The sequence below is a fragment of the Halomonas profundus genome, from assembly GCF_020865425.1.
GTDB lineage: Bacteria > Pseudomonadota > Gammaproteobacteria > Pseudomonadales > Halomonadaceae > Vreelandella > Vreelandella titanicae.
The window spans coordinates 2,748,521-2,773,023 of record NZ_CP086344.1; the positions used below are offsets into that span (position 1 = coordinate 2,748,521).

A 24,503-nucleotide genomic window follows, 5' to 3' on the forward strand; every position below is an offset into this window, starting at 1 on the left:
TTTATTCAGCGCTGGGCTTACTCTGCTTCCGCACTGGGCTTACTCGGCTTCCGCGCTGAACTGGGGCTTATCCGCTAGCGCTTCCAGCTTAGCGTGAGTACGACGCCAACGGCCCAATGCACTCAGCGCATCTAGGTCTGGGCGCGCACGGCTATAGCGCAACTTAGCGGGGCGCTTAGAATTGATTCCGTGGCATGCCTCCATCACTTCAAGCGCGGAGGCTCGGTCATTACATACCAGCAGCATATCGCAGCCTGCTGCCAGCGCTGCCTGGGCACGCGCTTTGGGGTCTCCCGCCTCGTGGGCGCCGGCCATACTCAGGTCATCTGAAAAAATGCAGCCTTTGAAGCCTAGCGATTCCCGCAGCATGCCCAACCAGTTGGGTGAAAAGCCTGCTGGGCGCGTATCAAAAGCACTATAAATAACGTGTGCGGGCATAATCCCATCTAACTGTGAAGCTAACTGGGTAAAGGGCACAAGATCGTGCTGTTTCATCACTTCTAGCGGGCGATCGTCTATCGGCAATGCAACGTGTGAGTCCGCCGCGACACCACCGTGGCCGGGAAAGTGCTTACCCACAGCGGCCATACCGGCATCGTGAAGCCCCTGAATAAATGCATTGCCCAGCTGGGCTACGTGCTGTGGGTCACTGCTGAAACTACGATCACCAATAACGCTGGATAGACCGCTCTCCACATCAAGTACCGGGGCGAAGCTCAGATCCAGACCGCAGGCAGCCATCTCCATCCCTAACAACCAGCCGGCATCTTTAGCTAACGCCAGCCCCTCTCCCTGGGCAGCGCGGTAACACTCGCCGATACGCGCCATGGCAGGCAGGCGTGTTAACCCCTCTTTTATGCGCTGAACGCGACCGCCTTCTTGATCCACGGCAAGCAGTAAATCAGCACGCACACGGCGAATATCGCTGCAGAGCTTGCGAACCTGATAGCCATTTTCAACGTTGCGGGCAAACAAAATTACGCCCCCTACCGTCGGTTCTAGCAGCAAGCGTTTTTCTGCAGCCGTCAATTTTGGGCCTTCAAGGTCAAGCATGACCGGGCCTAACGGTTGAGTCATCGTGATAGGTCCATGAAAAGGGGCGATGATTCTAGACGATCGTCTAGCGGTGTCAAAATCTGATCAATCAAAGGACTGGCGGCCACCGTGCAACCAAACAGGGGTACCCGGCAACGCTAACGAAAAGATATAGAGCAAATCACTATTGCGTAAACGAATACAGCCGTGGGACGCAGCAACGCCCATGGGCTCGTCAGGCGGCGTCCCGTGCAGGTAAATATAGCGCCGTTGCGAGTCCACCTGACCACCGCGGTTCACGCCCTTTTCCAAGCCACACAGCCACAGTATGCGGGTCAGAATCCAGTCACGCTCTGGATGCTCTTCGGCGAGTTCGGGCGAAAATGTCTCGCCCGTCCAGCGGCGACCTCGAAACACCGCATTTTCGGGCATATCTCCGCCAATGGCCGCGCGCACATAGTGCCACCCGCGGGGGGTTTTACCACTGCCATTGCGCTCCCCGCTTCCGGCAGCACCGGATGAAATAGAACACTCATGGAGCACTTTTGGCCCTCGCCAACAGCGCAGCAACTGTTCGGTAGTATCAATCTCCAGCCAGATATGTTCCGTTGGAGGTAGCTCAGCTAGCGTAGGAGTTCGCATGTTTTCCTTCTTCTGGCTTGGCACCGTCAAGGGCTATGGGTAACGGCGCATTCATAGCAGCCACCACTACCGGGAGCAATCGCCTGACCAAATCACGCACAGAGACCTGCTCGTGGTAATCCTTCTCCGCGATATCGCGTAGCGCATCGAGGCCAGACAGGGTAAAGATTACCGTGCCGAGCACAAAGTGTAGCCGCCAAAAACGCTCGGCGTCAGGCAGATCCGGCGTTGCTTTGCGCACAAGCTCGGTGAAGCGTGTAAACACATCGCCATACTCTTCCTGGATATAACGTCTTAGATGTCCCTGTGCTTGACTGTAGGCAAGACCCAGCAGGCGCATAAACACTTTCAAACTATTGCGCTCGGCGGGCACCGCGAGAACGGTAGTTGCCATGGTCTCGAGCAGTGTTTCCAGCGGGATAACGCGCCCGGCGTGTTGGCCCTCGAGCTCATCTAGCGCAGTATGAAAGCGCTGACTAAACGGATCCAGGTAGCGGGCAAAAACGGCCTGAATCAAGGCTTTTTTGGAACCAAAATGGTAATTAACAGCGGCTAAGTTAACCCGCGCTTTGCTAGTGATGTTGCGCAGCGAAGTTTCAGCAAAACCCCGCTCTGCAAACAGCACCTCGGCGGTGTCGAGTATACGGGTCACCGTATCAGATTGAGCCATGTCGCTCTCCAGGGAAACAGGTGTTTAAAACATAGCAAAATACTATGCCATAACGTAGGCGGGCTCAACGCTTGATTTATTGACAAAATGTGACGTATTAAATAAGCAGAAACTTAGTTTCAAACGATTAGAAAAATTGCATAGACATCGGCAATAGGCACTGACAAGCCATATACTGGACAGAGGAACATACTGTATACTTAAACACTTATTGATTAAGTCGACATTTAACTTGTTACTGTCTATTCACTATTTATGGAGTCTGGTATGTCGCGTCCGCTAACCGCTCGCCAACAGCACGTGTTTGATTTTATCGTTAAGACCATGGGCGAATTTGGCTACCCTCCTACCCGCGCCGAGATTGCCAAAGCACTTGGCTTCCGCTCACCCAATGCGGCTGAAGAGCACCTGCGCGCGCTGGAACGCAAAGGCGTTATTCGCATTATCCGCAACACCTCTCGCGGCATCCGCCTGCCCAACCAGGAACCTCAAGAAGTCCTGGATAGCGCAGTCACCGCCTTACCCACAACCAACGTGGAAGCCCCACCCACTGGCCTGCCTGTGATCGGGGAAGTAGCTGCCGGCAGCCCCATTTTGGCCGCCGAACATATTGATCGCTACTGCCCGCTACCGGCCGAGTACTTCACTCCCAAAGCTGACTACCTGCTGCGCGTACGCGGCCTTTCCATGAAGGATATTGGCATTTTGGAAGGTGATTTACTGGCGGTCCATCGCACTGACCGGGTTCGCGATGGCCAGATCGTGGTTGCCCGCCTGGACGATGAAGTAACGGTTAAACGCTTCAAACGCCAGGGGCACCAAGTGACGCTGTTTGCAGAGAACCCTGATTTTGCGCCCATTGAAATCGACCTGCGCTCTCAAGCGCTCGATATTGAAGGCGTTGGAGTCGGCGTAATTCGTGGTGGCAACGGCCAGGCACTCGGCTAATAAATCCGCTACTGCAGGTCGATATAGCGGTGGTCATTGAAGGTGGCCACCCAGTTTGGGTGATAGACCAGCAGGATGCTCAGCAGCATGCCAGTAATAAATGCCTCTGAAGGCATTAGCAGTGGTAAAAAACGCGCATACTCCTGGGCGAGATAGATCGCCTCAGGGTCTGTACCCGCGACGATAATCAGCACTACCGCCGCCAAGCCTCCTCCCAGCGTTGCCAGCGCCGCGCCAAAAAAGCCGCAGGCAAACAGAAATACCATCAAGTTATCCGGCAGGCGGCGATCTACCAGCCGCCATACCGTGCCAATAACGGCCGCCGGGACGATCCCGGTAACCAGCACATTTGCCCCCAGCAACATCCACTCATTGCGGCCAATCACCACCATGGCAATGTTGATCAGCACGTTGCTAATCAGCGCTAATGGCGCTTTAAAAACGAGTGTCATCAATACTGTAAAAACAAGGTGTAGCGTTAGCCAATCAACAGCCTGGGCACGAAGCTGCCACATCAGCATCACCGCCAGCGTAGCACCCAGCCAGCGGTGCTGAAGCGCTGAATCCGCTATCAACACCTGCCAGGGCCGCCCCCAAAGCGCCCATGCGATCACTGCTAACGAGAGTAGCCAGGTGAGCAGCAGCGCCCAGGGCGCTAATACACTTTGCGCAAATGACATGGCGGCCTCTCAGGTTGATGGGCGGGCATTATAGAGTACTTAGCTAAATACCACTGTCTTGTTGCCATGCACCAACACACGATCCTCTAAGTGCCAACGCAAACCTCGAGCGAGCACGGCTTTCTCCACATCACGACCAAAGCGGACTAGATCAGTAGGCGTATGACAGTGGCTAACGCGATGGATATCCTGTTCGATGATGGGGCCTGCGTCGAGTTCCTCGGTCACATAGTGGCAGGTAGCGCCAATCAGCTTAACCCCCCGCTGGTAGGCCTGGTGGTAGGGCTTAGCCCCGGCAAAAGAGGGCAAAAAGCTGTGGTGAATATTGATCACTCGCCCCGCATAGCGCGCGCACAGCTCAGGGGGCAGTATTTGCATATAGCGCGCCAGCACCACGCAGTCGGCGCGGGCACTGTCGATTTCGGCCTGAACCTTGGCAAACGATGCTTGCTTATTGTCGGGGTCGACCGGTACATGGTGATAAGGAATACCGTACCACTCCGTCAGCGAACGCATATCATCATGGTTGGAGATAACCCCGACAATGTCGCAATCCAGTTCCCCCGCCTGCCAGCGGTAAAGTAGATCTACCAAGCAATGTGACTCCCGCGACACCATCAGCACTACGCGCCTACGCTGCTGGGTATCCACCAGCGACCACTGCATATTGAATTCGCTGGCTATCGGTTCAAATGCCGCGCTCAGCGCTTCCGCCGACATACCTACCGAATCCGCCAGAATTTCGTAGCGCATAAAAAAGCAGCCGGTTTCTAAATCGGAGTGCTGGCTGGCTTCGGTAATGGAGCCACCCTGCTGGGCAATAAAGCTCGATACCCGTGCAACAATACCCACCCGGTCAGGACAGGAAACTACTAAACGATAATAATGAGACATGTGAGCTACTCTTGACCTATTGCTAAGTTAATTATGACAAACCAGCGGCTTAGGTCGCATAGTGTATCGGAAGGCCATGGATGATTGTTAGCTGCCCCTGCCTTCCCGTATAGTTAAGTCACTACTTTTTAGGTTTTTCATAACAGATGCATTCACCACGCGTTCAAATTCGTCCCCGTCGTCGTCCACCGCTGCGCATGTTGCCGCTGGGGGGATGCGGTGAGATTGGAATGAATCTAACGCTATACGGCTATGACGATCACTGGATAGCCGTGGACTGCGGCATGATGATCCGCCAGGATCTTCCCAACTCGCCACTGCAGGTACCCAATCTTGATACGCCGAAAGCACTAGGGATCATGCCCAAAGCGCTATTTATCACCCATGGTCACGAAGACCACATTGGTGCCGCAGCCTGGCTATGGCCGATGTGGAACTGCCCCATTTACGCCACCCCGCTGGCGGCAGGCCTGTTGCGGCTAAAATTTGCCGAGCATCAGCTTAGCAGTGCGGCTATCCATGTCATTGAACCTGGCGAGGCCCTAGAGAGCGGGCCATTCACGCTGCGCTATTTACTTTTAACCCACTCCATTCCCGAAAGCTGTGCGCTAATAATGATGGCCGGTGGCTATCGCGTTTTACATACCGGCGACTGGAAACTCGATCCTGAACCGATTATCGGCACGCCGATCAGTGCAGCCCTCTTCAAGTCCCTTGCCCCGGTTGACTTGGTAGTGGGCGATTCCACTAACGCCCCCATGCCCGGGCACTCCGGCAGCGAGGGGGACGTCGCCCGCGCCCTGACAAAAACCCTCAGCAACTGCCAGGGCCGGGTGGTGGTCTCCTGCTTTGCCAGTAACCTTGCCCGGGTGTTAGCGATAGGGCGCGCCGCTCAGAAGTGTGGCCGACGCATTAGCTTGATGGGCCGTTCAATGGAGCGCATGGTCAGCGTTGCCCGGGGGCTCGGCTATATGGATGATTTACCGCCTTTGGTGCCCAATCATGACTTAGGCTATCTTCCCCCGGATGAAGTGGTGATTATCGCCACCGGTAGCCAGGGTGAGCCCCGAGCTGCGCTACAGCGCCTCGCCCAGGGTCGCCACCCTTTTGTGGATCTTCAGCCGGGCGATAACGTTATTTTTTCGGCTAAAGCCATTCCTGGCAATGAACGCCCCATTGAACAGCTTAAAAAGCGTTTGGCGCACTTAGGTGTCAACCTCTACGACGAGTTCAACCACCCTGAACTGCACGCTACCGGGCACCCCGCTCAGGATGAACTGATCAAGCTGTATCAGTGGGTCAGGCCAAAACATCTCATACCGGTGCATGGCGAAGCCCGCCACCAACAGGCTCATCAGACTATTGCCAAACAGCTAGGCATTAGCGCTCCATTGACGCCGGTGAACGGCGATCTAATTTGCTTTGACAGTCACGGGCTGCGCTGTGAGTCGCGCTATCCGCAGCCGCCCTGCATAGTCAGTCAAAACAGCGTGGTGCCCCACCCTGGCCTTGAGGTGCACGACGCCAACAAGGCCCGTCGCGGCAGCTTATACTTAGCGCTGCCGGTGACGGCTACTGACACTGGATGGGCGCGTATTGGCCGTTTGATGCTGGATGCCTCGGGGGCCAGCCCGCTGGATGAAGATAGCTTTAATGATTGGCTGGATGATCAGCTTGAGGAGATTGCAGCAGAGACGCTTGCCGACTTGCGCCAAGCATTACAGCCTCGCATGGTGCAGTGGCTGGCGGAGCATATGCAGCACCTGCCCGATGTACATCTACAGATTATGGCCGCCGAAATGCCCGAACCTGCTGCGTATGAAAGTGCCGCTAACCGTTAGAGCGGCATCATTCAACGACGGCTATAAAACCCAGATTGCTTCACTGCGTTCGCAATGACAGTTTCGTGTCACCGCGAGGAGCCTTCTTATTATGTCATTGCGAGGAGCGCAGCGACGCGGCAATCTCAACCAGCGGTGGCGCCTACCCCCGAGATTGCTTCACTGCGTTCGCAATGACAGTTTCGTGTCAGTGCAACGAGCACAGTGACGCGGCACTTCACTCCCACCGCGCTGCGTCCTGTTGATCAGAGTGACGCTCTTTGACCCAATACTCGCCCTGGGCAGAGTGCTCTTTCTTCCAGAAAGGCGCCTGGGTTTTCAGGTAATCCATAATAAAATCGCAGGCTTCGAACGCCTCACGCCGGTGTGCGCTGGCTACGAGTACGCGCACAATCGGATCGCCTGGTCCCAGGTAACCGACACGATGAATAATCCGCACCGCTTGGAGCGACCAGCGCTGCCAAGCCTGTTCACCAATCTCCGTCAGCGTACGCTCGGTCATGCCCGGGTAGTGTTCCAGCGTTAACCCTGTGACGTCCGGCGTTTCATTAAAATCACGCACTAAGCCGGTAAAACACACCACCGCGCCAATATCACTACGCCCCGCCAAGGCATCGTCATAGCCGTAGTCCATTGGAAACGGGGCTGCTTGAATCGTTACTTTAATATCCAGCTTATTATCCACCCTCACCCCCCTGTTACTGGCGGGAAAAACGCCACTTCGTCATCATCGGTCACTAACGCCTCGTCATTGGCCATGACCTGATTAATCGCACACAGCGTACGCCGGTCGGTGAGTTGTTTAAAGCGACTATCCTGCTCGGCCAGCGCGGCTTTTAATCCACTAATGTCGCGGCTAGCCAGTTGATCGAGGCTCACGACGGTCTCACTTTCGCCTACCCGCTCGCGCAGTTCGGCTAAAAACTTAACCCGCACACAGGGTGAAGGGCAGCGCTCCCCCAAGCTGACTTCTCCGGCTACGCCGTCACCGGTAACAATCGGCGCCTGGGTGCTCATACGTTGGTAGTCGCCACGCTGACCACCTTGCTTGCTCTCGAGTTGTATAGCCTCGATACGCATACCTTTATCGACCGCTTTGCACATATCGTAAAGCGTCAAACAGGCTACCGAGACAGCGGTAAGGGCTTCCATTTCGACCCCGGTGCGTCCATTCAAGCGACACAGCGAGGTCACATGAACGCAGGATTCGGCCACATCAATATCGAACTCAACAGAAACCTTGGAGAGCGCCAGTGAGTGACAGAGAGGAATCAGCTCATGAGTACGTTTGGCCGCCTGGATACCAGCGATACGCGCGGTGGCCAACACATCGCCCTTGGGCAGTTCACCATCGCTAAGTAATTTCAGCGTTTCAGGCTGCATTATAATGCGCCCGGAGGCGACTGCTTCGCGGCGGGTTTCCAGCTTATCGCCGACGTCCACCATATTGGCTTCGCCACGGGTATTAAGGTGGGTCAGATGCATGTTGTCACCATTGCTGTTTTGAAGACATATGTTTTGAAGACGTATTTTTTGAAGACATCGTATCGTTTTTAGCGCTTAACCAGGTTACTACCCATTGTGCAACCGCTTCGCTATCGTCTAGATCTAACTGAGCCACCGAAGCCGCCAGGTCGATAGGCGGTGGCGCACTGAGCGCGACTGCCTCAACCCATCGGCCGGTTAAAATAGCCGCATCGCCAATCCCATCGCGGTATAGCACCAGCTTGGGAATCGGCCAAGCCTTGAAGCCTTCGACAATCACCAAATCGGGATCGTGCGGCGCCATCATGGCAATTAGCTGGGCTAAATCAGGCTCTCCCTGGTCAGGGGTTTCCTGCATCAGCGCAATGCGCTGACGGGAAGCCACCAGTATCGGTGCGGCACCTGCGCTACGCAGCTTATAGCTATCCTTGCCGGGCTGGTCGACATCAAACGAGTGGTGCGCATGCTTGATGACAGCGACGCTCAAGCCATACTCCCCTAATCGTGGCAACAGCTTCTCTAGCAGCGTCGTTTTTCCGGTACCGCTCCAGGCAGCAATCCCCAGTATGGGAAAAGGTGCGGTTAGTTCGTTTTCCATGCTGCCGAAACTCCTGATGATCACTCACGCTACCATTCTAACGATTCACACAGCGTTATAGAGGATGACTCTACTCGCCCTCTTGCTCACGGGGTAATAGCCAGTTCAACGCAATACCCACCAAAGCGGCCAGGCTAACGCCCTGCAGCGTAAACTGGCCTCCACCAAACTGCATGCCGCCAATCCCGAACACCAGTATCAGCGAAACCACGACCAAGTTGCGCGGCGCCGTCAGCGACTGTCCTGCACGTACCAGTGTGTTCATACCGACCACCGCAATGGAGCCAAACAACAGCGTCATTATACCGCCCATTACCGGGCCAGGAATGGTCTGCAGCAACGCGCCAAGCTTGGACACAAACGCCAGCACAATGGCAATAATCGCGGCAACAATCATGTACTTGGGATTAAATGCCCGAGTAAGCGTTACCGCCCCGGTGACTTCCGAGTAAGTAGTATTCGGCGGCCCGCCGAACAGCGCTGCTACGCTGGTCGCCAGCCCATCGCCTAACAGAGTTCGATGCAGGCCAGGCTTTTCCAGGTAGTTTTTGCGGGTCACCGAACCAATGGCCACCATATCACCAATGTGTTCTACCGCTGGGGCAATCGCGACCGGAATCATAAACAGAATGGCAGCCCAGTGAAAACTGGGTGCGGTAAAGCTGGGTATCGATAACCACGCCGCCTCATGCACTGGCGTAAAGTCGACTACCCCCATCAGCAACGCTAAAAAATAGCCGGTGATAATGCCCCCCATAATCGGCACTAGGCGAAGTAGCCCGCGACCAAAAACGGCCAACACAAGCGTGACTAGCAAGCTGGTCATTGATAAGAAAATCGCCGCGCCATAGCCGATATTGTCGCTGGTTTCACCGGTCGCCATACTTACGGCCACCGGCGCCAGCGCCAGGCCAATCACCATAATCACCGGCCCCACCACCACAGCGGGCAGCAAGCGATGCAGCCAAGCGGTGCCTTTTAAGCGCACAACCTGAGAGATCGCCACATAGACCAGCCCCGCTGCCATTAGCCCGCCCATGGTTGCCGAAACGCCAAAGCTCGCCACAGAGCCTTGAATAGGCGCTATAAAGGCAAACGATGAGGCTAAAAACACCGGCACGCTCTGCTTGGTGACCCCATGAAATACCAAGGTTCCCACCCCAGCCGTGAACAGCGCAACGCTTGGGTCGAGTCCTGTCAAAAGCGGTACTAACACCAAGGCGCCAAACGCCACAAATAGCATTTGTGCGCCGGTTAAAATGACTTTTGGCCACGACTCAGCCTGACTGGCAGCTTCACGCATAAGTGAATTCCTAGTGATTATTGATTTGATAGCAGGTATACAAAAAAATGCCCCTGACGCCAGGGCCTGTTGACGTTTCACTCGCGGCCGCGCTGGAGCCCGTTTTTATTCGCGGCAAGGCAGGAGGAGAGAGGTTTGGTGGTTCCAAATGAACGACGACTAACGCCGCCGCGGATAAAAACGGGCCCAGCCCTTCGGGTTGCCCCACAAAGCGCGCCATACGGCGTTGCAAAACTTGAAAAGGGAACCACCCTTCCCTGCGTTTTGCGCCTTGTCTGGTGCGCTTTGTGGGGCAACGCGGTTCGCGATGAAACGTCAACAGGCCCTAAGCGTAAGGGGCAATGTCAATAACGATGCTTAGCGCGTTCCGAAAATCTTATCGCCAGCGTCACCTAATCCGGGGACAATGTAGCCATTTTCGTCGAGGCGGTCATCGATTGAGGCGGTGTAAATTTCAATATCGGGGTAAGCGTCCTGCACCCGCTTGATACCTTCAGGGGCCGCGACGAGCACGATCACCTTCATATGCTCACAGCCACGCTCACGCAGCATATCCAGTGTTGCGACCATCGAACCACCGGTGGCCAGCATGGGATCTATCACGATCGCCATGCGCTCTTCGATATCGTTGGCAAACTTGGCAAAGTAAGGCACCGGCTGTAGCGTCTCTTCATCGCGATAAAGACCTACAACGCTTACCCGCGCACTCGGGATTAGATCCGTTACGCCTTCCAGCATGCCGAGCCCGGCACGCAGAATCGGTACGACGGTGACTTTTTTACCTTTTAATCGGCGCGTTGCAATCGGCTCACCGTTCCATCCCTGGATTTCATGATCTTCCAGCTCAAGACCTTTAGTTGCTTCATAGGTCAGCAGCTTGGCGACTTCACCTGCCAGTTCACGAAAGCTCTTAGTGCTCAGGTCAACTTCGCGCATCAGACCCAGCTTATGTTGTACAAGCGGATGGTTAATGGCGTAAACACTCATGGGACTTCCTCACTGCAGGGGATTCAGAATGGCAACCAAGGTTGCATCAGCTAGGCACAAAATTGCGCGTATTCTACCCGCAACCACTTACGAGGTTAAGGGGTTTCAGGCAATTGCCATTCGATAGGTGCTCGCCCTTGCGCCTGAAGAAATTGATTGGCTTGGGAAAAATGCCGGGTACCAAAAAAGCCCCGATGCGCAGAGAGCGGTGATGGGTGCGGGGCTTCCAGTATTAAATGGCGCCTTTGGTCGATTAACGCCTTCTTCTGGCGCGCATGACTACCCCACAGCAGAAACACACACGGCGGCGCGTGCTGGCTGACGGTTTCAATCGCGCGGTCAGTGAAGGGCTCCCATCCCTTACCGCGATGAGATGCCGCATTGCCCTGCTCCACAGTCAGCGAAGTGTTTAACAACAACACGCCCTGCTTGGCCCATGCTTCCAGATGGCCGTGGCGCACGGGGGTAAAACCAACATCAGTGGCCAACTCCTTGTAGATATTGACCAGCGACGGTGGCACGGGTACGCCGGGCTGCACGGAAAAGCATAAACCGTGAGCCTGATTGGGCCCGTGATAGGGATCCTGGCCTAAAATAACCACCTTCACTTCGTTCAACGGGGTCAGTTCAAAGGCACGAAACCACTGCGTTGAGTGGGGATATATGATCTTCTTCGCAGCTTTTTGCTGCGCCAAAAAATCTTTTAGCGCCAGCATATAGTCAGCCTGAAACTCATTACCCAGCCACTGACTCCAATCGTCGGGAAGTGGATTGGCCATTATTACCTCTTCATTTGATCAACAAGCGGCTCAACGTATGCAACACCCATATCCCAGGGGAACTGAATCCAGCACTGCTGGGCAACTTCGGTCAGGTATTGATCCACCAAGGGACGACCATCCGGCTTGGCATAGATAGTCACAAAGTGAGCTTTAGGCAGCATTTTACGTACTGCCCGCGCTGTTTTGCCAGTATCCACCAAGTCATCGACCAGCAACCAACCTTCACCGTCATGATCGACGCCCTTCATGATATCCAGACCGCCCTGATCCATATGGTCATAGCTTTTAATACACACGGTATCGATCAGCCGGATATTAAGCTCCCGAGCAATCAGCGCGGCGGGAATTAAACCGCCGCGGGTAATCGCTACGATGCCTTTAAAATCACGCTCGATCATTTGATGGCATAGGGTGCGCACATCACGGTGCAACTGATCCCAGGAGACAGTGAAGTGTTGGTGGTAGCGATCGCTGCTCATGGGGCATTACTCGTCTTCGTTGAAAGAACAAACTGCGAATACACTGAAACCAGCATCGCGAATTTTCTGCGATCCGCCCAACTCAGGCAGATCAATAATGGTGGCGGTCTCAACCACCTGACCACCGCTGCGCTGAATGAGGTTGGCCGCGGCCAGCATGGTGCCGCCGGTGGCGATGAGGTCATCCATCAGCAGGATACGGTCATCTTTCTGGAACGCATCGGAGTGCAGCTCCACTTCTGAATGTCCGTACTCCAGCTTATAAGTCTCGCTGATGGTCTTGAAAGGCAGCTTGCCCTTCTTACGCACCGGTACAAAGCTGCAACCCAACTCATAAGCGAGCGGCGCACCAATAATAAAGCCACGCGCATCAATGGCCGCGATGGCATCCAGGTTCATTTCCTGATAGCGGTGAACGAAGCTATCGATCAGCTTGCGAAAGGCCGCGCTATTTTGCAGCAACGGGGTGATGTCGCGAAAGTTCACGCCCTGTTCAGGCCAATCGGGAACCGTGCGAATGACGGACTTAATGTAGTCGCCGTAGATGCTCATCGCGTCTCTCATTGAGTAATAAAAAGTGGTAATGATCAATCAAACCAAGAAAAGGTATCTTGTCGCAAACAGCAACGCCAAAATAATCACCGCCGGATTCAGGTCGGCAAAACGGCCCGACAACGCCTTGATCGCTACATAGCTAATAAAGCCAAGCGCAATACCTTCGGCAATCGAGAACGTCAGCGGCATCGCCAGGGCGGCAATCAGTACCGGCGCGGCGTCGGTGGGGTCTTCCCAGTTCGCGTGAGCCAAACTTCCTGCCATCAATACCGCCACATACAGAAGCGCACCTGCGGTAGCGTAGGCCGGAATAGAACCCGCCAGCGGAGCGAAGAACAGGCTGATCAGGAACAGAACACCAACCACTACCGCCGTTAACCCAGTACGGCCACCCGAAGCGATACCCGCCGTCGATTCAATGTAGCTTGTGGTGGTGGAAGTACCCAAGGCGGCACCCGCCATTGACGCGGTGCTGTCGGCCATCATGGCGCGACCAATGCGCGGTAACTTGCCATCCTTGTCCAACAGCTTGCCGCGGTGAGCAACGCCTACCAGGGTGCCGGAGGTATCAAATAGATCCACAAACAGGAAGGCAAAGATCACGCTAAGCATCGCCACATCCAGCGCGCCCATCAAATCCATCGCCATAAAGGTAGGTGCAATAGAGGGTGGCATCGACATCAGGCCCCCATACTCATTATGGCCGAGCACCATTGCAACAATAGTAATCCCCAAAATCCCGATCATGACGGCACCAGTCACTCGCAAGTAAGAGAGCGCGGTAATCACAAAGAAGCCCAGCAGCGCATAAATAGCCGCGGGTTGGGAAAGATCACCTAAGGAAACAAAGGTCGCGGGGTTGGCAACCACGATACCGGCGTTCTTAAGCGCTATCATTGCCAGGAAAAGGCCAATACCAGCGGCGATCCCCAACCGTAACGTCATAGGAATGGAGTTAATGATCCACTCGCGAATTTTAAAAATACTCAACAAGAAGAACGTTAGACCTGAGAAGAACACCGCCCCCAGCGCAGCTTCCCAGGTATAGCCCATCCCCAGCACCACGCCGTAGGTGAAAAAGGCATTCAAACCCATGCCTGGCGCCTGAGCTATCGGGTAGTTAGCCCACATCCCCATGACGAAACAGCCAATCGCTGCCGCTAGGCAAGTGGCGACGAACACTGCGCCGTAGTCCATCCCCGCTTCAGACAAAATGCTCGGGTTGACAAAGATGATATAGGCCATCGTCAGGAAGGTGGTGATCCCGGCGATAACTTCTGTCTTCACGTTGGTTTTGTGCTCGGAGAGCTTGAAATAGTTATCCAGAAGTTTCATGAATCTTTTTATCCTTAGCGCTAACACCGCATGAGTATGCGTTCTGGTGCTGAGAAAAGCCGCACATACTACCGAAACGCTCGCTGTGATGCGAGCGCCTCAGCGTAGCGACCAATGTTGGCGGAAATCGCCCGCCGCCTAATGTCTAGCAATCTTTAGGCCATGAACTAACCGATCGGTCAACCCATTAACCAAAAAAGCTGATTATTGCCATTGCCGCGTCACTTACTAAACGCCGCTTTTTTGAGAAAGCACTCGCTCAACGGTTTCAACGATCACCTGGGTTTGCGGGTCAATTTCAATATTGACCTGATCCCCGGGGGCTCGATCCTGAAGCGTGGTACGCGACAGTGTCTCAGGAATTAAATTGACGCTGAACTCCACATCCCCACTTTCAGTGGGGCGTACATCCCCAATGGTCAAACTAATACCGTCCACCCCGATATAGCCCTTTTCAAACACGAATCGGCCTAGTCGTTCCGGCAGCGAAAACCATAGCCGACGGTTGTTGGGCGCCTCTTCGATGGCCACCACTTCTGCCATGGAAATGATGTGGCCTGACATGGAGTGTCCGCCTATCTCATCACCAAAGCGCGCCGCGCGCTCTATATTGACGCATTGCCCAGGGGTGATTGCACCAAGATTAGTCAATCGCAGCGTTTCACGCATCAAATCAAAACTAACGCTATCCCCCTCTATGGCCGTTACCGTCAAGCAAACACCGTTATGAGCAACAGACGCTCCGACCTCAAGCCCTTCGCGCATCGCGGGGGGCATTTCCAACACATGCACGCGAAAATCATCCAGCTCGCGTACCGCCACAACCCTGGCTACCCCTTGCACAATGCCAGTAAACATAAGGCGCTTTCTCCTCATCTAATAAAAAAGCCGTGTAATTCAAATAAGTCGTAAAGAGCAAGTAGCAAAAGCGCTCAATGAATGGCGCAAGCTTCCTACTGCTCCCTCACCGCCGTGCATTCTGCCTTGAGGGTTTCTTGATCTCGCCATTCTACGCCATTGACTTTTCTATGGCTGCTTTCAACTCAAGGTAACTTCATCCAGCTGCACATCTTTAAAAACGCACGCACAGAACTAAAAACTTAAATATTTATAAAAATCAGAAAATAATGCTGACTTGGCGACTTACAACATAAAATCAAATGGATAAAATTGACAAGGCAGCGACCTATCTCTAAAATTTTGCCGCAAATGTAATGACGCCGATTTGTACCCAGATTGCGGGCGTCCACCTAGTCTATGGCTTAGTATTTAGCCTACTGATTGAGTGAAGTGCAGCTAAACGGGTGTGTCCAGCGTTGATGGCCACCCATTGGGGTGGCCTTTTTTATTTTCTATTCGATACTGGCCCTCCCCCAGCTCGCATCCCGCACTCCGTCTTCGGCCTACCGTTAAGGCAGACGCTATGATTGAACTTAGCAACGTCAGTAAAACCTATTTCAGTAACAACAAGGGCAGCGGCGCAAATGCCGTTCATGCACTCAAAAATGCCACTCTCAGTGTGCCCAAAGGCACTATTCACGGCGTCATCGGCCTCTCCGGCGCAGGTAAATCAACGCTAATTCGCTGCGTTAATCTCTTAGAGCGCCCCACGAGCGGCAGCGTCACGGTCGATGGTCAGGAAATGACCCAGCTGAGTAACGCCGCGCTTAATCGTGCGCGTCACCGTATTGGCATGATTTTTCAACACTTTAATCTATTGACCACACGCACGGTGTTCGACAACGTTGCCCTGCCTCTAGAACTAATGGGGCAAAAACGCCACACCGTCCGCGATCGCGTTATTCCGCTCCTGGAGATGGTAGGCCTGGCAGATAAGGCCAACCAGTACCCTGCTCAGCTTTCCGGCGGTCAAAAACAGCGTGTGGCGATCGCCCGGGCGCTAGCCAGCAAGCCGCAGGTGTTGCTCTGTGATGAGGCAACCTCTGCGCTAGACCCACAAACCACCAGTTCAATACTGGAACTGCTGCGCGATATTAACCACCAACTGGGCATTACCATCCTGCTGATCACCCACGAGATGGAAGTGGTCAAATCGATTTGCCACCGGGTGAGTTTGATCTCGGACGGCGAACTGGTGGAAGACGCTGAAGTCGGCGACTTCTTTACCGCTCCGCGTACCCAGCTTGGTCGTGAGTTTCTTAACGACTTCCTCCAGCTAACACCGCCCAAAGAGCTGATTGAGAGACTCCTTGATGCCCCAGGCGAAAACACCCACCCCGTGGTACGCCTAACCTTCTCTGGCGATGCAGTCTCGACGCCGCTGATTTCCCGCCTTGCTCGAGAGTGCGGGGTCGATGTCAGCATTTTACAAGCAAAAGTAGAGTCGATTCAGGAGCGCACCCTGGGCCTGATGATTGCGGAACTACTCGGCTCTCCGACGCAAACCCAGCAAGCCATGCACTATCTCGAATCTCATCAACTGCAAGTGGAGGTACTCGGCCATGTCCAGCGCAATGATTGATCTCATTTTACAGGCCACGCTGGATACCCTTTATATGGTGGCCGTTTCAGGGCTTATTTCTACCCTCGTCGGCTTGCCCCTTGGGGTAATGCTGTACGTTACACGCCCACGGCAAATATTGGCGAAGCCCGTACTTAATCAAGTACTGAGCATTATTACCAACGTTGGTCGCTCCATCCCGTTTATTATTTTGATGGTAGCGATCATTCCTTTTACGCGCATGTTGGTGGGCACCTCGATTGGCATTAATGCCGCGTCGGTACCGCTCACGATTGCCGCTATTCCGTTTGTCGCTCGGCTTGTCGAGGCTGCACTTAATGAAATCTCGCCAGGATTAATTGAAGCCGCCCAAGCTATGGGCGCAACGCCTTGGCAAATTATTCGCAAGGTACTGATTCCGGAAGCTCGCGGCGGGATCATGACGGGCTTAACCATTACCGTTGTCACACTGGTAAGTTACTCAGCCATGGCCGGCGCAGTGGGCGGCGGCGGTCTCGGCGACTTAGGTATCCGCTACGGCTATAACCGCTTCAACCCAACCATCATGCTGATTACCGTGGTGATTTTGGTCGTCATGGTGCAGGGTTTTCAGAGTCTGGGCGACTACTTGGTACGCAAAAGCGATCGCAAATAGCCACTCGTTTATTTGTCATCCATTATAACCAAAATGCATTAGACAAAGGTTTTTTATTGCCGCATCATTGCACCATCTATCAAAATGCCACTGGAGAGATTCATGCAAAAACTGATTATTGGCAGCCTTACCGCCCTGGCGCTTGCCGTCAACGTCGCCAATGCTGAAACGCGCAGCATCAAAATGGGCACCGTTGCGGGCCCTGAAACAGAAGTGATGGAAGTTGCGGCGCGCATTGCCAAAGAAGAGTACGACCTTAATGTAGAAATCATCGAGTTCACTGACTACGTTACCCCGAACGCAGCCCTTGCAGACGGCAGCCTAGATGCCAATGCCTACCAGCATGAACCCTATTTGCAGTCGATGGTCGACGATCGTGGCTATGACCTGGCAATCGCTGGTTACACCTTCGTATACCCGATTGGTGCTTACTCAGAAAAATACGACAGTATCGACGACCTGCCTGACGGCGCACAAATTGCACTGCCCAATGACCCTTCAAATGAAGGTCGCGCGCTGATCCTGATGCACAACGAAGGCCTGATCACCCTTAACGATCCAGAATTTCTCGAATCAACACCGATCGATATCGCTGAAAACCCCCGCGACTTCCGTTTCCGCGAAATTGAAGCCGCCCAGCTCCCCCGCGTGCTGCCCGATGTCGACATGGCGTTCATCAACAACACCTTCGCTCAGCCTGCTGGCCTAAGCCTGGATGACGCCTTGATCAAAGAGGGCCCCGAGTCTCCTTACGTCAACCTGATCGCGGTTCGCGGCGGTGACGAAGAGCGTGAAGAGATTCGTCAACTGGTCGACGCCTATCAGCGTGATGAAGTGATCGAGAAAGCCGAAGAACTATTCAAAGGCGCAGCAGTTCCTGGCTGGATCGAGTAATACCGCAAGCCATCAATAGATGACGTCAGGCCGACACGCATAGGTAACCCCAAATGCAAAAGTGTCGGCCTGTTGCGTTTGTAGCAAAGGATCCCTCATGCAAAACAGTGTTGACTACCCTCTTCTCAATCGACAGCTTGAAGCGCTGCTCGATACACGTGATTGGCTCACCAACAGCGCGCAAACCTGTGCGTTTATTCACCAACAGCTTAGCGACTTAAACTGGGTAGGCTTTTACCTTCAACGCCAGCCTGATGTGTTAGGTCTAGGCCCTTTTCAGGGGCAGCCCGCCTGCCACCCGATTCCCTTTAGCAAAGGCGTATGCGGCGCGGCTGCTCGCCAACAAACTACCCAGCGAGTGGACGACGTACACGCGGTTGCCGACCATATTGCCTGCGACGCCAACTCTCGCTCTGAACTGGTGATTCCCATCGTAGTCGATGGCAACCTATGGGGCGTACTGGATTTGGATAGCCCGCTGGAGGCGCGCTTCACACAACAAGACCAAGCAGGCATTGAGGCCCTGGTAGCAACGTTTATGCGCCAAACTGACCTGCCCGACCTAATTCAAAGAGCTAGTTAAAAGCTATAGTCTACAAAATAAAAAACGCCATATAACACCCACACAAAAACGCCCCAAGCATCACTGCCTGGGGCGTTTCTGATAAAAGCTGGTAGGACCAGGCGGATTTGAACCGCCGACCTCCACGATGTCAACGTGGCGCTCTAACCAACTGAGCTATGGTCCTGAAAAGAGGTGTGGCATAAGGCTGGTAGAACCAGGCGGATTTGAACCGCCGACCTCCACGATGTCAACGTGGCGCTCTAACCAACTGAGCTATGGTTCTATTGCGCTATCTGTTCTATTGCACTTTCTGAGATAGGCTATTGGATAGCCGCGCGCCTTGCAACGGATGCATATCTTACGCTCTTATCACTGAATTGCAAGTTCTTTTCCATTGCGCGCCCTCTCCCGCCAGCCTTAAACCCATTACGAATAGAGGCTCAATTCGACACCTGTGACCTTCTAGCGCTAGGCTTAGCGCTTCAAGGTGCTGGGTGTTCTATAGGGAGATAAACCATGCTGGGTATTTTGCTAGGAAGCATAGCGATCGTACTGTTATTGGCGACGCTGATTGCAAGAATACATTTACACTGGTGGTGGATCCGCAGTTTTGAATTTCCACGCCTGCAGATCGCTTGCCTAGCTTTAATCACTTGGCTATTAGCCGCTATCTTCGTTGAGCCTGGCCCTTGGCTATGGGTAGCCCTGCTCGCCTCAGGCATCACTTTACTGTTTCAAGTCTACTATATTCTGCCCTGGACACCGCTGTGGCCGGTGCAGGTCAAGGCGGCGAAGAGTAACGATTCAGATAAAACGATCACGCTACTGATCGCTAACGTACTGACCCCTAACCGGCAGGCCCAAGCGCTGATCGATATGATTAAACAGCATCAGCCCGACATAGTACTGACCCTGGAGTCAGACCAGTGGTGGCAAGATCAGTTAGATCCGGCTCTCGCAGAGCAGTGGCCGCACAGCGTTAAAATCCCGCTCGACAACCTTTACGGCATGCACCTTTACTCGCACCTGGAGCTCTCTAACACCTCGGTGGAGTGGCTAATTCAGGACGACATCCCGTCTATTCACACCCGAGTGACGCTTGCTAACGGCGATAGCATTCGCTTTTACGCGTTACATCCCCGTCCACCGGCCCCCAGTGAGAGTGAAAAATCCCTTTGGCGGGATGCTGAACTGCTATTGGTCGGCAAGAAAATTCATGAAGATCCCCAAGCAACGTTGGTCGCCGGGGATCTGAACGATGTAGCGTGGTCGCGCACTACGCGACTTTTCTGCCGCGTTGGCGGCATGCTCGACCCACGCCGGGGACGTGGTTTATTCAGCACCTTCCACGCCAAATATCCCGTGTTGCGCTGGCCCCTTGACCACATTTTTGTGACCGAACACTTCACCTTAGTCGGCATGCAGCGCCTGAGTTACTTCGGCTCCGACCACTTCCCGATACTGGCCACCTTTTGCTACCGCCCTTCGCGTCAAGACGAGCATGAAACGCCCGAAGCCGATGCTGAGGAGCGCAGTGAGGCCAGCGAAACGATTCAGGAAGGTAAAACCGAAAAGCAGGAAACCTGAACGCGGTTGGCCTAAAGATAGCTGACCTTAAACGTGTTACTCAGGAATGCCTCCGTGCGTTAACGCGACCGGATCCAGCAGCCGCTCTAGCGTCTCCCGGTCAAGGTCAGTTTTCTCCTCCGCCACATCAATAATTGGCCTCCCCGCCTGGTAAGCCTCTTTGGCGACAGCGGCGGCGGCGTTATAGCCAATCACGCCATTTAGCGCCGTTACCAAAATGGGATTTCTGGCCAGCGGGCCTTCCAGGTTATCTTCACGAACCTTAAAGGTGGCAATCGCACGATCAGCCAGCAATCGAGCGGTATTACTCATCAAGCTTATAGACGTTAATAAGTTGGAAGCCACCAACGGCAACATCACGTTCAGTTGAAAGTTACCACTCTGCCCGGCCACGGTAATCGCGGCATCCAGGCCAATAACCTGTGCAGCGGCCTGGGCGGCTGACTCAGGAATAACAGGATTAACCTTCCCAGGCATAATTGAGCTACCGGGCTGTAACGCCTCGAGCTCAATCTCGCCCAGCCCCGCCAGCGGCCCCGAATTCATCCAGCGCAGGTCGTTGGCTATTTTCATAATCACGCAGGCTAAGCCTTTCAACTGCCCCGAGAGCTCTACCGCCGCATCCTGAGACGAGAGGCTGGCAAAGAAGCTGTCATTAGGGGTAAACATCAACCCGGTCTGTTCGCTCAGCTCTTGGGCGACCTGCTCAGCAAAACCGATAGGAGCGTTAATGCCGGTCCCCACGGCCGTGCCACCTTGAGCTAATCGGCACAGCCGTTTCATGGCACTATCAAAGCGCTCAATGGCCTGACCTAGTTGGCTAGACCAAGCACCCAGCTCTTGATCCATACGCAGCGGCATGGCGTCCATGAGGTGAGTACGACCGGTTTTTACCACATGGCTCAGCTCACTGGCCCGCTTGTCGATAGTGTCACGCAGGTGGACAAGGGCTGGGCGCAACGATTCGTGCACCGCGATGGCAGCCGACAGGTGAATGGCCGTGGGAATCACATCATTGCTGGACTGCCCCATATTGACGTGATCGTTCGGGGTTACCTCAACGCCTTCACGGCTTGCCAATGTAGCCAACACCTCGTTGACATTCATATTGGTGGAGGTACCTGAGCCAGTTTGAAACACATCGATAGGAAAGTGCTGGTCATGCTTGCCCGTTAACACTTCCCGCGCCGCTTTTTGAATCGCTTCCCCCCGCGCACTATCAAGCCCTCCTAGCGATTGATTAGCCCGGGCTGCCGCTAGCTTGATACGCGTGACAGCGTGAATAAAGGCCGGGGGCATGGGCGAATGAGAGACAGGGAAGTTATTGATTGCCCGCTGGGTTTGTGCCCCATAAAGAGCCTCAGAAGGCACTTCCAACTCGCCCATGCTATCGCGTTCCATCCGTGTTGCCATTGCTCTTTCTCCCATCAGTAAGATTAATGGTGATGCTTATCTGAGCGCATAGCCGACCTATCGTTCACTCGCTAAAGCCACATCCACTGCCTTCAAGCTAGCTGGTTAGACCATAGGGGTAAACAGGCTCTTGCCCCGTGCACTTTAAAATGCCAAAAACCAAATGTTGCACTGCACAAAAACAGTTGCTATGCTGCACTGCAAGATAGCTTATAAATAAAGCTACCCAATTAAATAAGCAGCGCCAACCTCTGGATAGCTGCTTTTGGTAAGACTAACCCCAGGAGGGTATGACGATGCGTACATTAAATACTAACGAAATGACTCAGCAGTTTGACAACATGTTCATGGCGCCAGTACGCGCTTACATGGCGCTGAGCATCGATTACAGCGAAAAAATGATTAACGCTCAGATGGACGCCAGCAAAGCTTATGCCGACACCGGCATTGCGCAAATGCGCCAAATGATGGAAGTAAAAGACGCAGAGGGCCTGCGTAGTTACATGGAAGGCCAGCAAAAGGTAGCTAAAGAGTTGGCTGAGCGTGTTAAAGGCGATACCGATAAAGTCGTATCTCTGCAGCAGGACTTTATCCAGAAAAGCCAGAAAATTACCGAAGACAACGTTAAGCAGGCGCAAACCGCTGCTAGCAAGTTGAACAAAACCGCTTAATCGCTTATTGAAACAGTAAGCTAGCAAGCATGTTTTATAAAACGCCCCTGTCGGCTCTTGCTGACAGGGGCGTTTTAGTCGTTGCCTTTAGCATTTCTGTACCAGCCGTTTCACCAACCGAGGGCGGATTTCACAAAGGGAATAGTAAGCTTGCGCTTGGCTGAGAGCGATGCTTTATCCAGAGTCTCCACCGCGCGACACAGCTCACCTAACTCGCGGGGGCCACGATGCAAGATATAGCGCCCAACATCATCGGGGAGCTGCATCCCTCTCACACTGGCGCGCAGCTTTAGCGCTGCCAAACGCTCTTCGTCATCCTCCAAAGGGTGAACATGAAACGTTACCCCCCAGGTCAGGCGCGAAGCCAAATCCGGTAGCACCACGTTTAATTGACGCGGTGAAGCACTGGCGGCAATCACTAATTTCTTGCCAGCATCTCTTAGCCGGTTAAAAGCATGGAACAGCGCTTCCTCCCAGCGCTTGCGACCAATCACACACTCCAGGTCATCAATGGCGACCAGATCCAGGCGCTCGATGTCTTCCAGCATTAATGGCGGAAAGTGGCCCAAGTCATCCAGGGGGAGATACAGTGCTCGTTTATCTGCATCGGACGCCGCATGACACGCCGCCTGTAAAAGATGGCTACGCCCTACCCCTGGCGCGCCCCACAGATAGAGGAACTGCTCCCCCTCCGGGGTAAGCTGCTGGGTAAGGTGTTCTACCAGCGGCGTATTTGCACGCGCCACATAATAATTATCAAAGGTCGCGTCATCACGCAGACCAATTCCCAAGGGAAGCTGTGCCGGTGCTCGGCTCATGGTGACTCCCGTCCATCATGATGGCCCAGCTCATCGTTATGTGAAGAGCTGACCTCAATGATTGGCGTATGTTTATCAGTATTTTGTTCGTCGTATAACTCGCTATGCTGATAGCGAACTTTTACTTCTTTTAGCAGCACTAGAATCACCGCGGCAACAGGTAGAGCCAACAACACCCCTGTTAGGCCAAACAGATTCCCCCCCGCCAGCACGGCGAAGATAACCGCGACCGGATGCAGGCCAATCTTATCGCCCAACAATTTAGGCTGGAGAATCACACTCTCGGCCATTTGGCCAATACTAAACACCAGGATAACGCCTAACACCGCCCACCAGGTGGCGTACTGGAACAGCGCCACAACAAGGGCAATCACCAAGCCGACAATAAAACCCAGGAACGGGACAATGCTCACCAGTCCGGACACAAAGCCGATCAATAGGCCAAAGTTGAGCCCCATCAACGTTAAGCCCACCGCATAAATAATCCCTAAACAGAGCATTACCAGCAGCTGGCCGCGTAGAAACGATGACAACACTTCATCACAGCGACGCGCCAACCGGAAGGTATCATCCGCCCACTGGCGTGGCACGAGATTGGCAATATTGGTCAGCAGGCGGTTCCAGTCCAAAAGCAAATAGAAGGTCACCACAGGAATAAGTGCCACATAGGTGATCCAAGAGGCAAACGCCATACCGGAGCGGCCAATTTGGCCTAGCGCCTGGGCTAGGTAGCCACCAGCATCGCGCCAGTTTTCGACCAGCGTCTCGCGCGCGTTGGTTAACTCCGCGGTCAAGTCATAACCTGTCCACTCTTGTACCTGAGGAGCAAGCGTATTTTCTACCCAATTGAAGATACCCGGAATAGCTTCGCCCAGCTGTTTAAGCTGCTGAACAAGCAGCGGGATCAATATCAACAGGCTCGCCACGAGGACGACCAACAGTACTAAAAACACACTACTCACCGCGAACGGCCGATTCATGCCCCAGCGCTGGAAACGGTTAGCCAGCGGGTCAGCTAAGTAAGCGAGAATCATCCCAGCAATAAAAGGCATCAGCGCCGCGTCTAACAAATAAATTAAACCGCCTATTACCACCAAAAATAGGACGCCCCACCAAGAATTCCGCATAGTTCCCTCTCAAACGTGGATTTAATCCGCTAAATATCACTTATCGTTACTATGGCACTGATCACGACACACTTTACT

At 53.9% G+C, this 24,503-nt stretch carries 26 protein-coding genes and 2 tRNA genes; 8 read left to right on the forward strand and 20 right to left on the reverse strand.

The window, feature by feature from the left end:
- Positions 1-39 precede the first annotated feature (39 nt).
- From nagZ to LMS44_RS12425, 3 genes are all read right to left on the reverse strand, one after another.
- On the reverse strand, positions 40-1,077 hold the full coding sequence (gene nagZ, locus LMS44_RS12415; protein ID WP_022523254.1) for a beta-N-acetylhexosaminidase: 1,038 nt from the start codon (positions 1,075-1,077) through the stop codon (positions 40-42).
- A gap of 63 nt (positions 1,078-1,140) precedes the next feature.
- Entirely contained in the window at positions 1,141-1,677 is a 537-nt protein-coding gene (locus tag LMS44_RS12420; protein ID WP_022523253.1) for a L,D-transpeptidase, read from the reverse strand.
- On the reverse strand, positions 1,655-2,347 hold the full coding sequence (locus LMS44_RS12425) for a TetR/AcrR family transcriptional regulator (RefSeq protein WP_022523252.1): 693 nt from the start codon (positions 2,345-2,347) through the stop codon (positions 1,655-1,657). Before LMS44_RS12425 ends, LMS44_RS12420 begins: the two co-directional genes overlap by 23 nt.
- Positions 2,348-2,614: 267 nt before the next feature.
- On the opposite strand from LMS44_RS12425, the gene lexA reads away from it, so the two are divergent.
- Positions 2,615-3,295, forward strand: coding sequence for a transcriptional repressor LexA (lexA, locus tag LMS44_RS12430; protein WP_022523251.1), 681 nt, complete (start codon positions 2,615-2,617; stop codon positions 3,293-3,295).
- An 8-nt stretch (positions 3,296-3,303) separates the two neighbouring features.
- Here the strand turns inward: lexA and LMS44_RS12435 are convergent, their stop codons facing one another.
- A complete protein-coding gene (locus LMS44_RS12435) occupies positions 3,304-3,975 on the reverse strand; it encodes an energy-coupling factor ABC transporter permease (RefSeq protein ID WP_009286924.1) in 672 nt (223 codons plus the stop codon).
- Between the two features lie 39 nt (positions 3,976-4,014).
- Entirely contained in the window at positions 4,015-4,869 is an 855-nt protein-coding gene (gene purU / locus LMS44_RS12440; RefSeq protein ID WP_009286925.1) for a formyltetrahydrofolate deformylase, read from the reverse strand.
- A 230-nt stretch (positions 4,870-5,099) separates the two neighbouring features.
- On the opposite strand from purU, the gene LMS44_RS12445 reads away from it, so the two are divergent.
- Positions 5,100-6,710, forward strand: coding sequence for a ribonuclease J (locus tag LMS44_RS12445; RefSeq protein ID WP_190373145.1), 1,611 nt, complete (start codon positions 5,100-5,102; stop codon positions 6,708-6,710).
- A gap of 217 nt (positions 6,711-6,927) precedes the next feature.
- On the opposite strand, the gene moaE is transcribed toward LMS44_RS12445, so the two are convergent.
- From moaE to LMS44_RS12495, 10 genes are all read right to left on the reverse strand, one after another.
- On the reverse strand, positions 6,928-7,395 hold the full coding sequence (gene moaE / locus LMS44_RS12450) for a molybdopterin synthase catalytic subunit MoaE (protein ID WP_223827940.1): 468 nt from the start codon (positions 7,393-7,395) through the stop codon (positions 6,928-6,930).
- A gap of 2 nt (positions 7,396-7,397) precedes the next feature.
- Complete coding sequence (gene moaC, locus LMS44_RS12455) at positions 7,398-8,195, reverse strand: cyclic pyranopterin monophosphate synthase MoaC (protein WP_476488227.1); 798 nt, start codon at positions 8,193-8,195, stop codon at positions 7,398-7,400.
- A 4-nt stretch (positions 8,196-8,199) separates the two neighbouring features.
- Positions 8,200-8,793 carry a molybdopterin-guanine dinucleotide biosynthesis protein B gene (gene mobB, locus LMS44_RS12460; RefSeq protein WP_476488228.1) on the reverse strand — a complete coding sequence of 198 codons (594 nt, stop codon included), beginning with the start codon at positions 8,791-8,793 and terminating at the stop codon, positions 8,200-8,202.
- A 70-nt stretch (positions 8,794-8,863) separates the two neighbouring features.
- Positions 8,864-10,096 (reverse strand): uracil-xanthine permease family protein, encoded by a 1,233-nt coding sequence (locus LMS44_RS12465; protein ID WP_138801490.1) that lies wholly within the window; start codon positions 10,094-10,096, stop codon positions 8,864-8,866.
- Between the two features lie 357 nt (positions 10,097-10,453).
- Positions 10,454-11,083, reverse strand: a complete 630-nt coding sequence (gene upp / locus LMS44_RS12470; RefSeq protein WP_009286930.1) for a uracil phosphoribosyltransferase — start codon at positions 11,081-11,083, stop codon at positions 10,454-10,456.
- A 95-nt stretch (positions 11,084-11,178) separates the two neighbouring features.
- The gene (ung, locus tag LMS44_RS12475; RefSeq protein WP_009286931.1) at positions 11,179-11,862 is read right to left on the reverse strand and encodes a uracil-DNA glycosylase; all 684 of its coding nucleotides are present in this window, start codon (positions 11,860-11,862) and stop codon (positions 11,179-11,181) included.
- Between the two features lie 2 nt (positions 11,863-11,864).
- Positions 11,865-12,344 (reverse strand): xanthine phosphoribosyltransferase, encoded by a 480-nt coding sequence (gpt, locus tag LMS44_RS12480; RefSeq protein ID WP_009286932.1) that lies wholly within the window; start codon positions 12,342-12,344, stop codon positions 11,865-11,867.
- A gap of 6 nt (positions 12,345-12,350) precedes the next feature.
- Entirely contained in the window at positions 12,351-12,896 is a 546-nt protein-coding gene (locus LMS44_RS12485; protein WP_022523244.1) for an adenine phosphoribosyltransferase, read from the reverse strand.
- Positions 12,897-12,935: 39 nt separating this feature from the next.
- Positions 12,936-14,234 carry an NCS2 family permease gene (locus LMS44_RS12490; protein WP_009286934.1) on the reverse strand — a complete coding sequence of 433 codons (1,299 nt, stop codon included), beginning with the start codon at positions 14,232-14,234 and terminating at the stop codon, positions 12,936-12,938.
- 228 nt (positions 14,235-14,462) lie between these two features.
- Entirely contained in the window at positions 14,463-15,092 is a 630-nt protein-coding gene (locus LMS44_RS12495) for a riboflavin synthase (protein WP_022523243.1), read from the reverse strand.
- A 565-nt stretch (positions 15,093-15,657) separates the two neighbouring features.
- Here LMS44_RS12495 and LMS44_RS12500 point away from each other — a divergent pair.
- From LMS44_RS12500 to LMS44_RS12515, 4 genes are all read left to right on the forward strand, one after another.
- Positions 15,658-16,716: a methionine ABC transporter ATP-binding protein gene (locus LMS44_RS12500; protein ID WP_022523241.1), complete on the forward strand. Its 1,059-nt coding sequence runs from the start codon at positions 15,658-15,660 to the stop codon at positions 16,714-16,716.
- A complete protein-coding gene (locus LMS44_RS12505) occupies positions 16,697-17,350 on the forward strand; it encodes a methionine ABC transporter permease (RefSeq protein ID WP_022523240.1) in 654 nt (217 codons plus the stop codon). Before LMS44_RS12500 ends, LMS44_RS12505 begins: the two co-directional genes overlap by 20 nt.
- A 102-nt stretch (positions 17,351-17,452) precedes the next feature.
- A complete protein-coding gene (locus tag LMS44_RS12510; protein WP_138801491.1) occupies positions 17,453-18,244 on the forward strand; it encodes a MetQ/NlpA family ABC transporter substrate-binding protein in 792 nt (263 codons plus the stop codon).
- 97 nt (positions 18,245-18,341) lie between these two features.
- Positions 18,342-18,827 (forward strand): free L-methionine (R)-S-oxide reductase MsrC, encoded by a 486-nt coding sequence (locus LMS44_RS12515; RefSeq protein ID WP_138801492.1) that lies wholly within the window; start codon positions 18,342-18,344, stop codon positions 18,825-18,827.
- A gap of 89 nt (positions 18,828-18,916) precedes the next feature.
- Here the strand turns inward: LMS44_RS12515 and LMS44_RS12520 are convergent.
- Together LMS44_RS12520 and LMS44_RS12525 are read right to left on the reverse strand one after the other, a co-directional pair.
- Positions 18,917-18,993, reverse strand: a tRNA-Val gene (locus LMS44_RS12520).
- Between the two features lie 22 nt (positions 18,994-19,015).
- Positions 19,016-19,092: transfer RNA gene (locus LMS44_RS12525), tRNA-Val, on the reverse strand.
- Between the two features lie 233 nt (positions 19,093-19,325).
- Between LMS44_RS12525 and LMS44_RS12530 the strand changes: the two genes are divergently transcribed.
- Entirely contained in the window at positions 19,326-20,396 is a 1,071-nt protein-coding gene (locus LMS44_RS12530) for an endonuclease/exonuclease/phosphatase family protein (RefSeq protein ID WP_009286938.1), read from the forward strand.
- A 36-nt stretch (positions 20,397-20,432) separates the two neighbouring features.
- Here LMS44_RS12530 and LMS44_RS12535 read toward each other — a convergent pair whose 3' ends face one another.
- Complete coding sequence (locus LMS44_RS12535; RefSeq protein ID WP_422154516.1) at positions 20,433-21,809, reverse strand: class II fumarate hydratase; 1,377 nt, start codon at positions 21,807-21,809, stop codon at positions 20,433-20,435.
- A 296-nt stretch (positions 21,810-22,105) separates the two neighbouring features.
- Here LMS44_RS12535 and LMS44_RS12540 point away from each other — a divergent pair, with 296 nt between their 5' ends.
- Complete coding sequence (locus LMS44_RS12540) at positions 22,106-22,480, forward strand: phasin family protein (RefSeq protein ID WP_039859040.1); 375 nt, start codon at positions 22,106-22,108, stop codon at positions 22,478-22,480.
- Positions 22,481-22,590: 110 nt separating this feature from the next.
- Here LMS44_RS12540 and hda read toward each other — a convergent pair whose 3' ends face one another.
- On the reverse strand, positions 22,591-23,298 hold the full coding sequence (gene hda, locus LMS44_RS12545) for a DnaA regulatory inactivator Hda (protein ID WP_009286940.1): 708 nt from the start codon (positions 23,296-23,298) through the stop codon (positions 22,591-22,593).
- Entirely contained in the window at positions 23,295-24,425 is a 1,131-nt protein-coding gene (locus LMS44_RS12550; RefSeq protein ID WP_009286941.1) for an AI-2E family transporter, read from the reverse strand. The genes hda and LMS44_RS12550 overlap by 4 nt, the downstream gene beginning before the upstream one ends.
- Between the last annotated feature and the right edge of the window lie 78 nt (positions 24,426-24,503).

Coding starts and splice junctions, on each gene's coding strand:
- moaC (WP_476488227.1), bottom strand. CDS start 8,195: ATGCATCTGACCCACCTTAATACCCGTGGCGAAGCCAATATGGTGGAC.
- LMS44_RS12435 (WP_009286924.1), bottom strand. CDS start 3,975: ATGTCATTTGCGCAAAGTGTATTAGCGCCCTGGGCGCTGCTGCTCACC.
- LMS44_RS12540 (WP_039859040.1), top strand. CDS start 22,106: ATGCGTACATTAAATACTAACGAAATGACTCAGCAGTTTGACAACATG.
- LMS44_RS12495 (WP_022523243.1), bottom strand. CDS start 15,092: ATGTTTACTGGCATTGTGCAAGGGGTAGCCAGGGTTGTGGCGGTACGC.
- LMS44_RS12530 (WP_009286938.1), top strand. CDS start 19,326: ATGCTGGGTATTTTGCTAGGAAGCATAGCGATCGTACTGTTATTGGCG.
- LMS44_RS12490 (WP_009286934.1), bottom strand. CDS start 14,234: ATGAAACTTCTGGATAACTATTTCAAGCTCTCCGAGCACAAAACCAAC.
- purU (WP_009286925.1), bottom strand. CDS start 4,869: ATGTCTCATTATTATCGTTTAGTAGTTTCCTGTCCTGACCGGGTGGGT.
- hda (WP_009286940.1), bottom strand. CDS start 23,298: ATGAGCCGAGCACCGGCACAGCTTCCCTTGGGAATTGGTCTGCGTGAT.
- LMS44_RS12505 (WP_022523240.1), top strand. CDS start 16,697: ATGTCCAGCGCAATGATTGATCTCATTTTACAGGCCACGCTGGATACC.
- upp (WP_009286930.1), bottom strand. CDS start 11,083: ATGAGTGTTTACGCCATTAACCATCCGCTTGTACAACATAAGCTGGGT.
- LMS44_RS12425 (WP_022523252.1), bottom strand. CDS start 2,347: ATGGCTCAATCTGATACGGTGACCCGTATACTCGACACCGCCGAGGTG.
- ung (WP_009286931.1), bottom strand. CDS start 11,862: ATGGCCAATCCACTTCCCGACGATTGGAGTCAGTGGCTGGGTAATGAG.
- mobB (WP_476488228.1), bottom strand. CDS start 8,793: ATGGAAAACGAACTAACCGCACCTTTTCCCATACTGGGGATTGCTGCC.
- LMS44_RS12515 (WP_138801492.1), top strand. CDS start 18,342: ATGCAAAACAGTGTTGACTACCCTCTTCTCAATCGACAGCTTGAAGCG.
- LMS44_RS12550 (WP_009286941.1), bottom strand. CDS start 24,425: ATGCGGAATTCTTGGTGGGGCGTCCTATTTTTGGTGGTAATAGGCGGT.
- LMS44_RS12420 (WP_022523253.1), bottom strand. CDS start 1,677: ATGCGAACTCCTACGCTAGCTGAGCTACCTCCAACGGAACATATCTGG.
- LMS44_RS12510 (WP_138801491.1), top strand. CDS start 17,453: ATGCAAAAACTGATTATTGGCAGCCTTACCGCCCTGGCGCTTGCCGTC.
- gpt (WP_009286932.1), bottom strand. CDS start 12,344: ATGAGCAGCGATCGCTACCACCAACACTTCACTGTCTCCTGGGATCAG.
- LMS44_RS12535 (WP_422154516.1), bottom strand. CDS start 21,809: ATGGCAACACGGATGGAACGCGATAGCATGGGCGAGTTGGAAGTGCCT.
- LMS44_RS12465 (WP_138801490.1), bottom strand. CDS start 10,096: ATGCGTGAAGCTGCCAGTCAGGCTGAGTCGTGGCCAAAAGTCATTTTA.
- nagZ (WP_022523254.1), bottom strand. CDS start 1,077: ATGACTCAACCGTTAGGCCCGGTCATGCTTGACCTTGAAGGCCCAAAA.
- lexA (WP_022523251.1), top strand. CDS start 2,615: ATGTCGCGTCCGCTAACCGCTCGCCAACAGCACGTGTTTGATTTTATC.
- LMS44_RS12445 (WP_190373145.1), top strand. CDS start 5,100: ATGAATCTAACGCTATACGGCTATGACGATCACTGGATAGCCGTGGAC.
- LMS44_RS12485 (WP_022523244.1), bottom strand. CDS start 12,896: ATGAGCATCTACGGCGACTACATTAAGTCCGTCATTCGCACGGTTCCC.
- LMS44_RS12500 (WP_022523241.1), top strand. CDS start 15,658: ATGATTGAACTTAGCAACGTCAGTAAAACCTATTTCAGTAACAACAAG.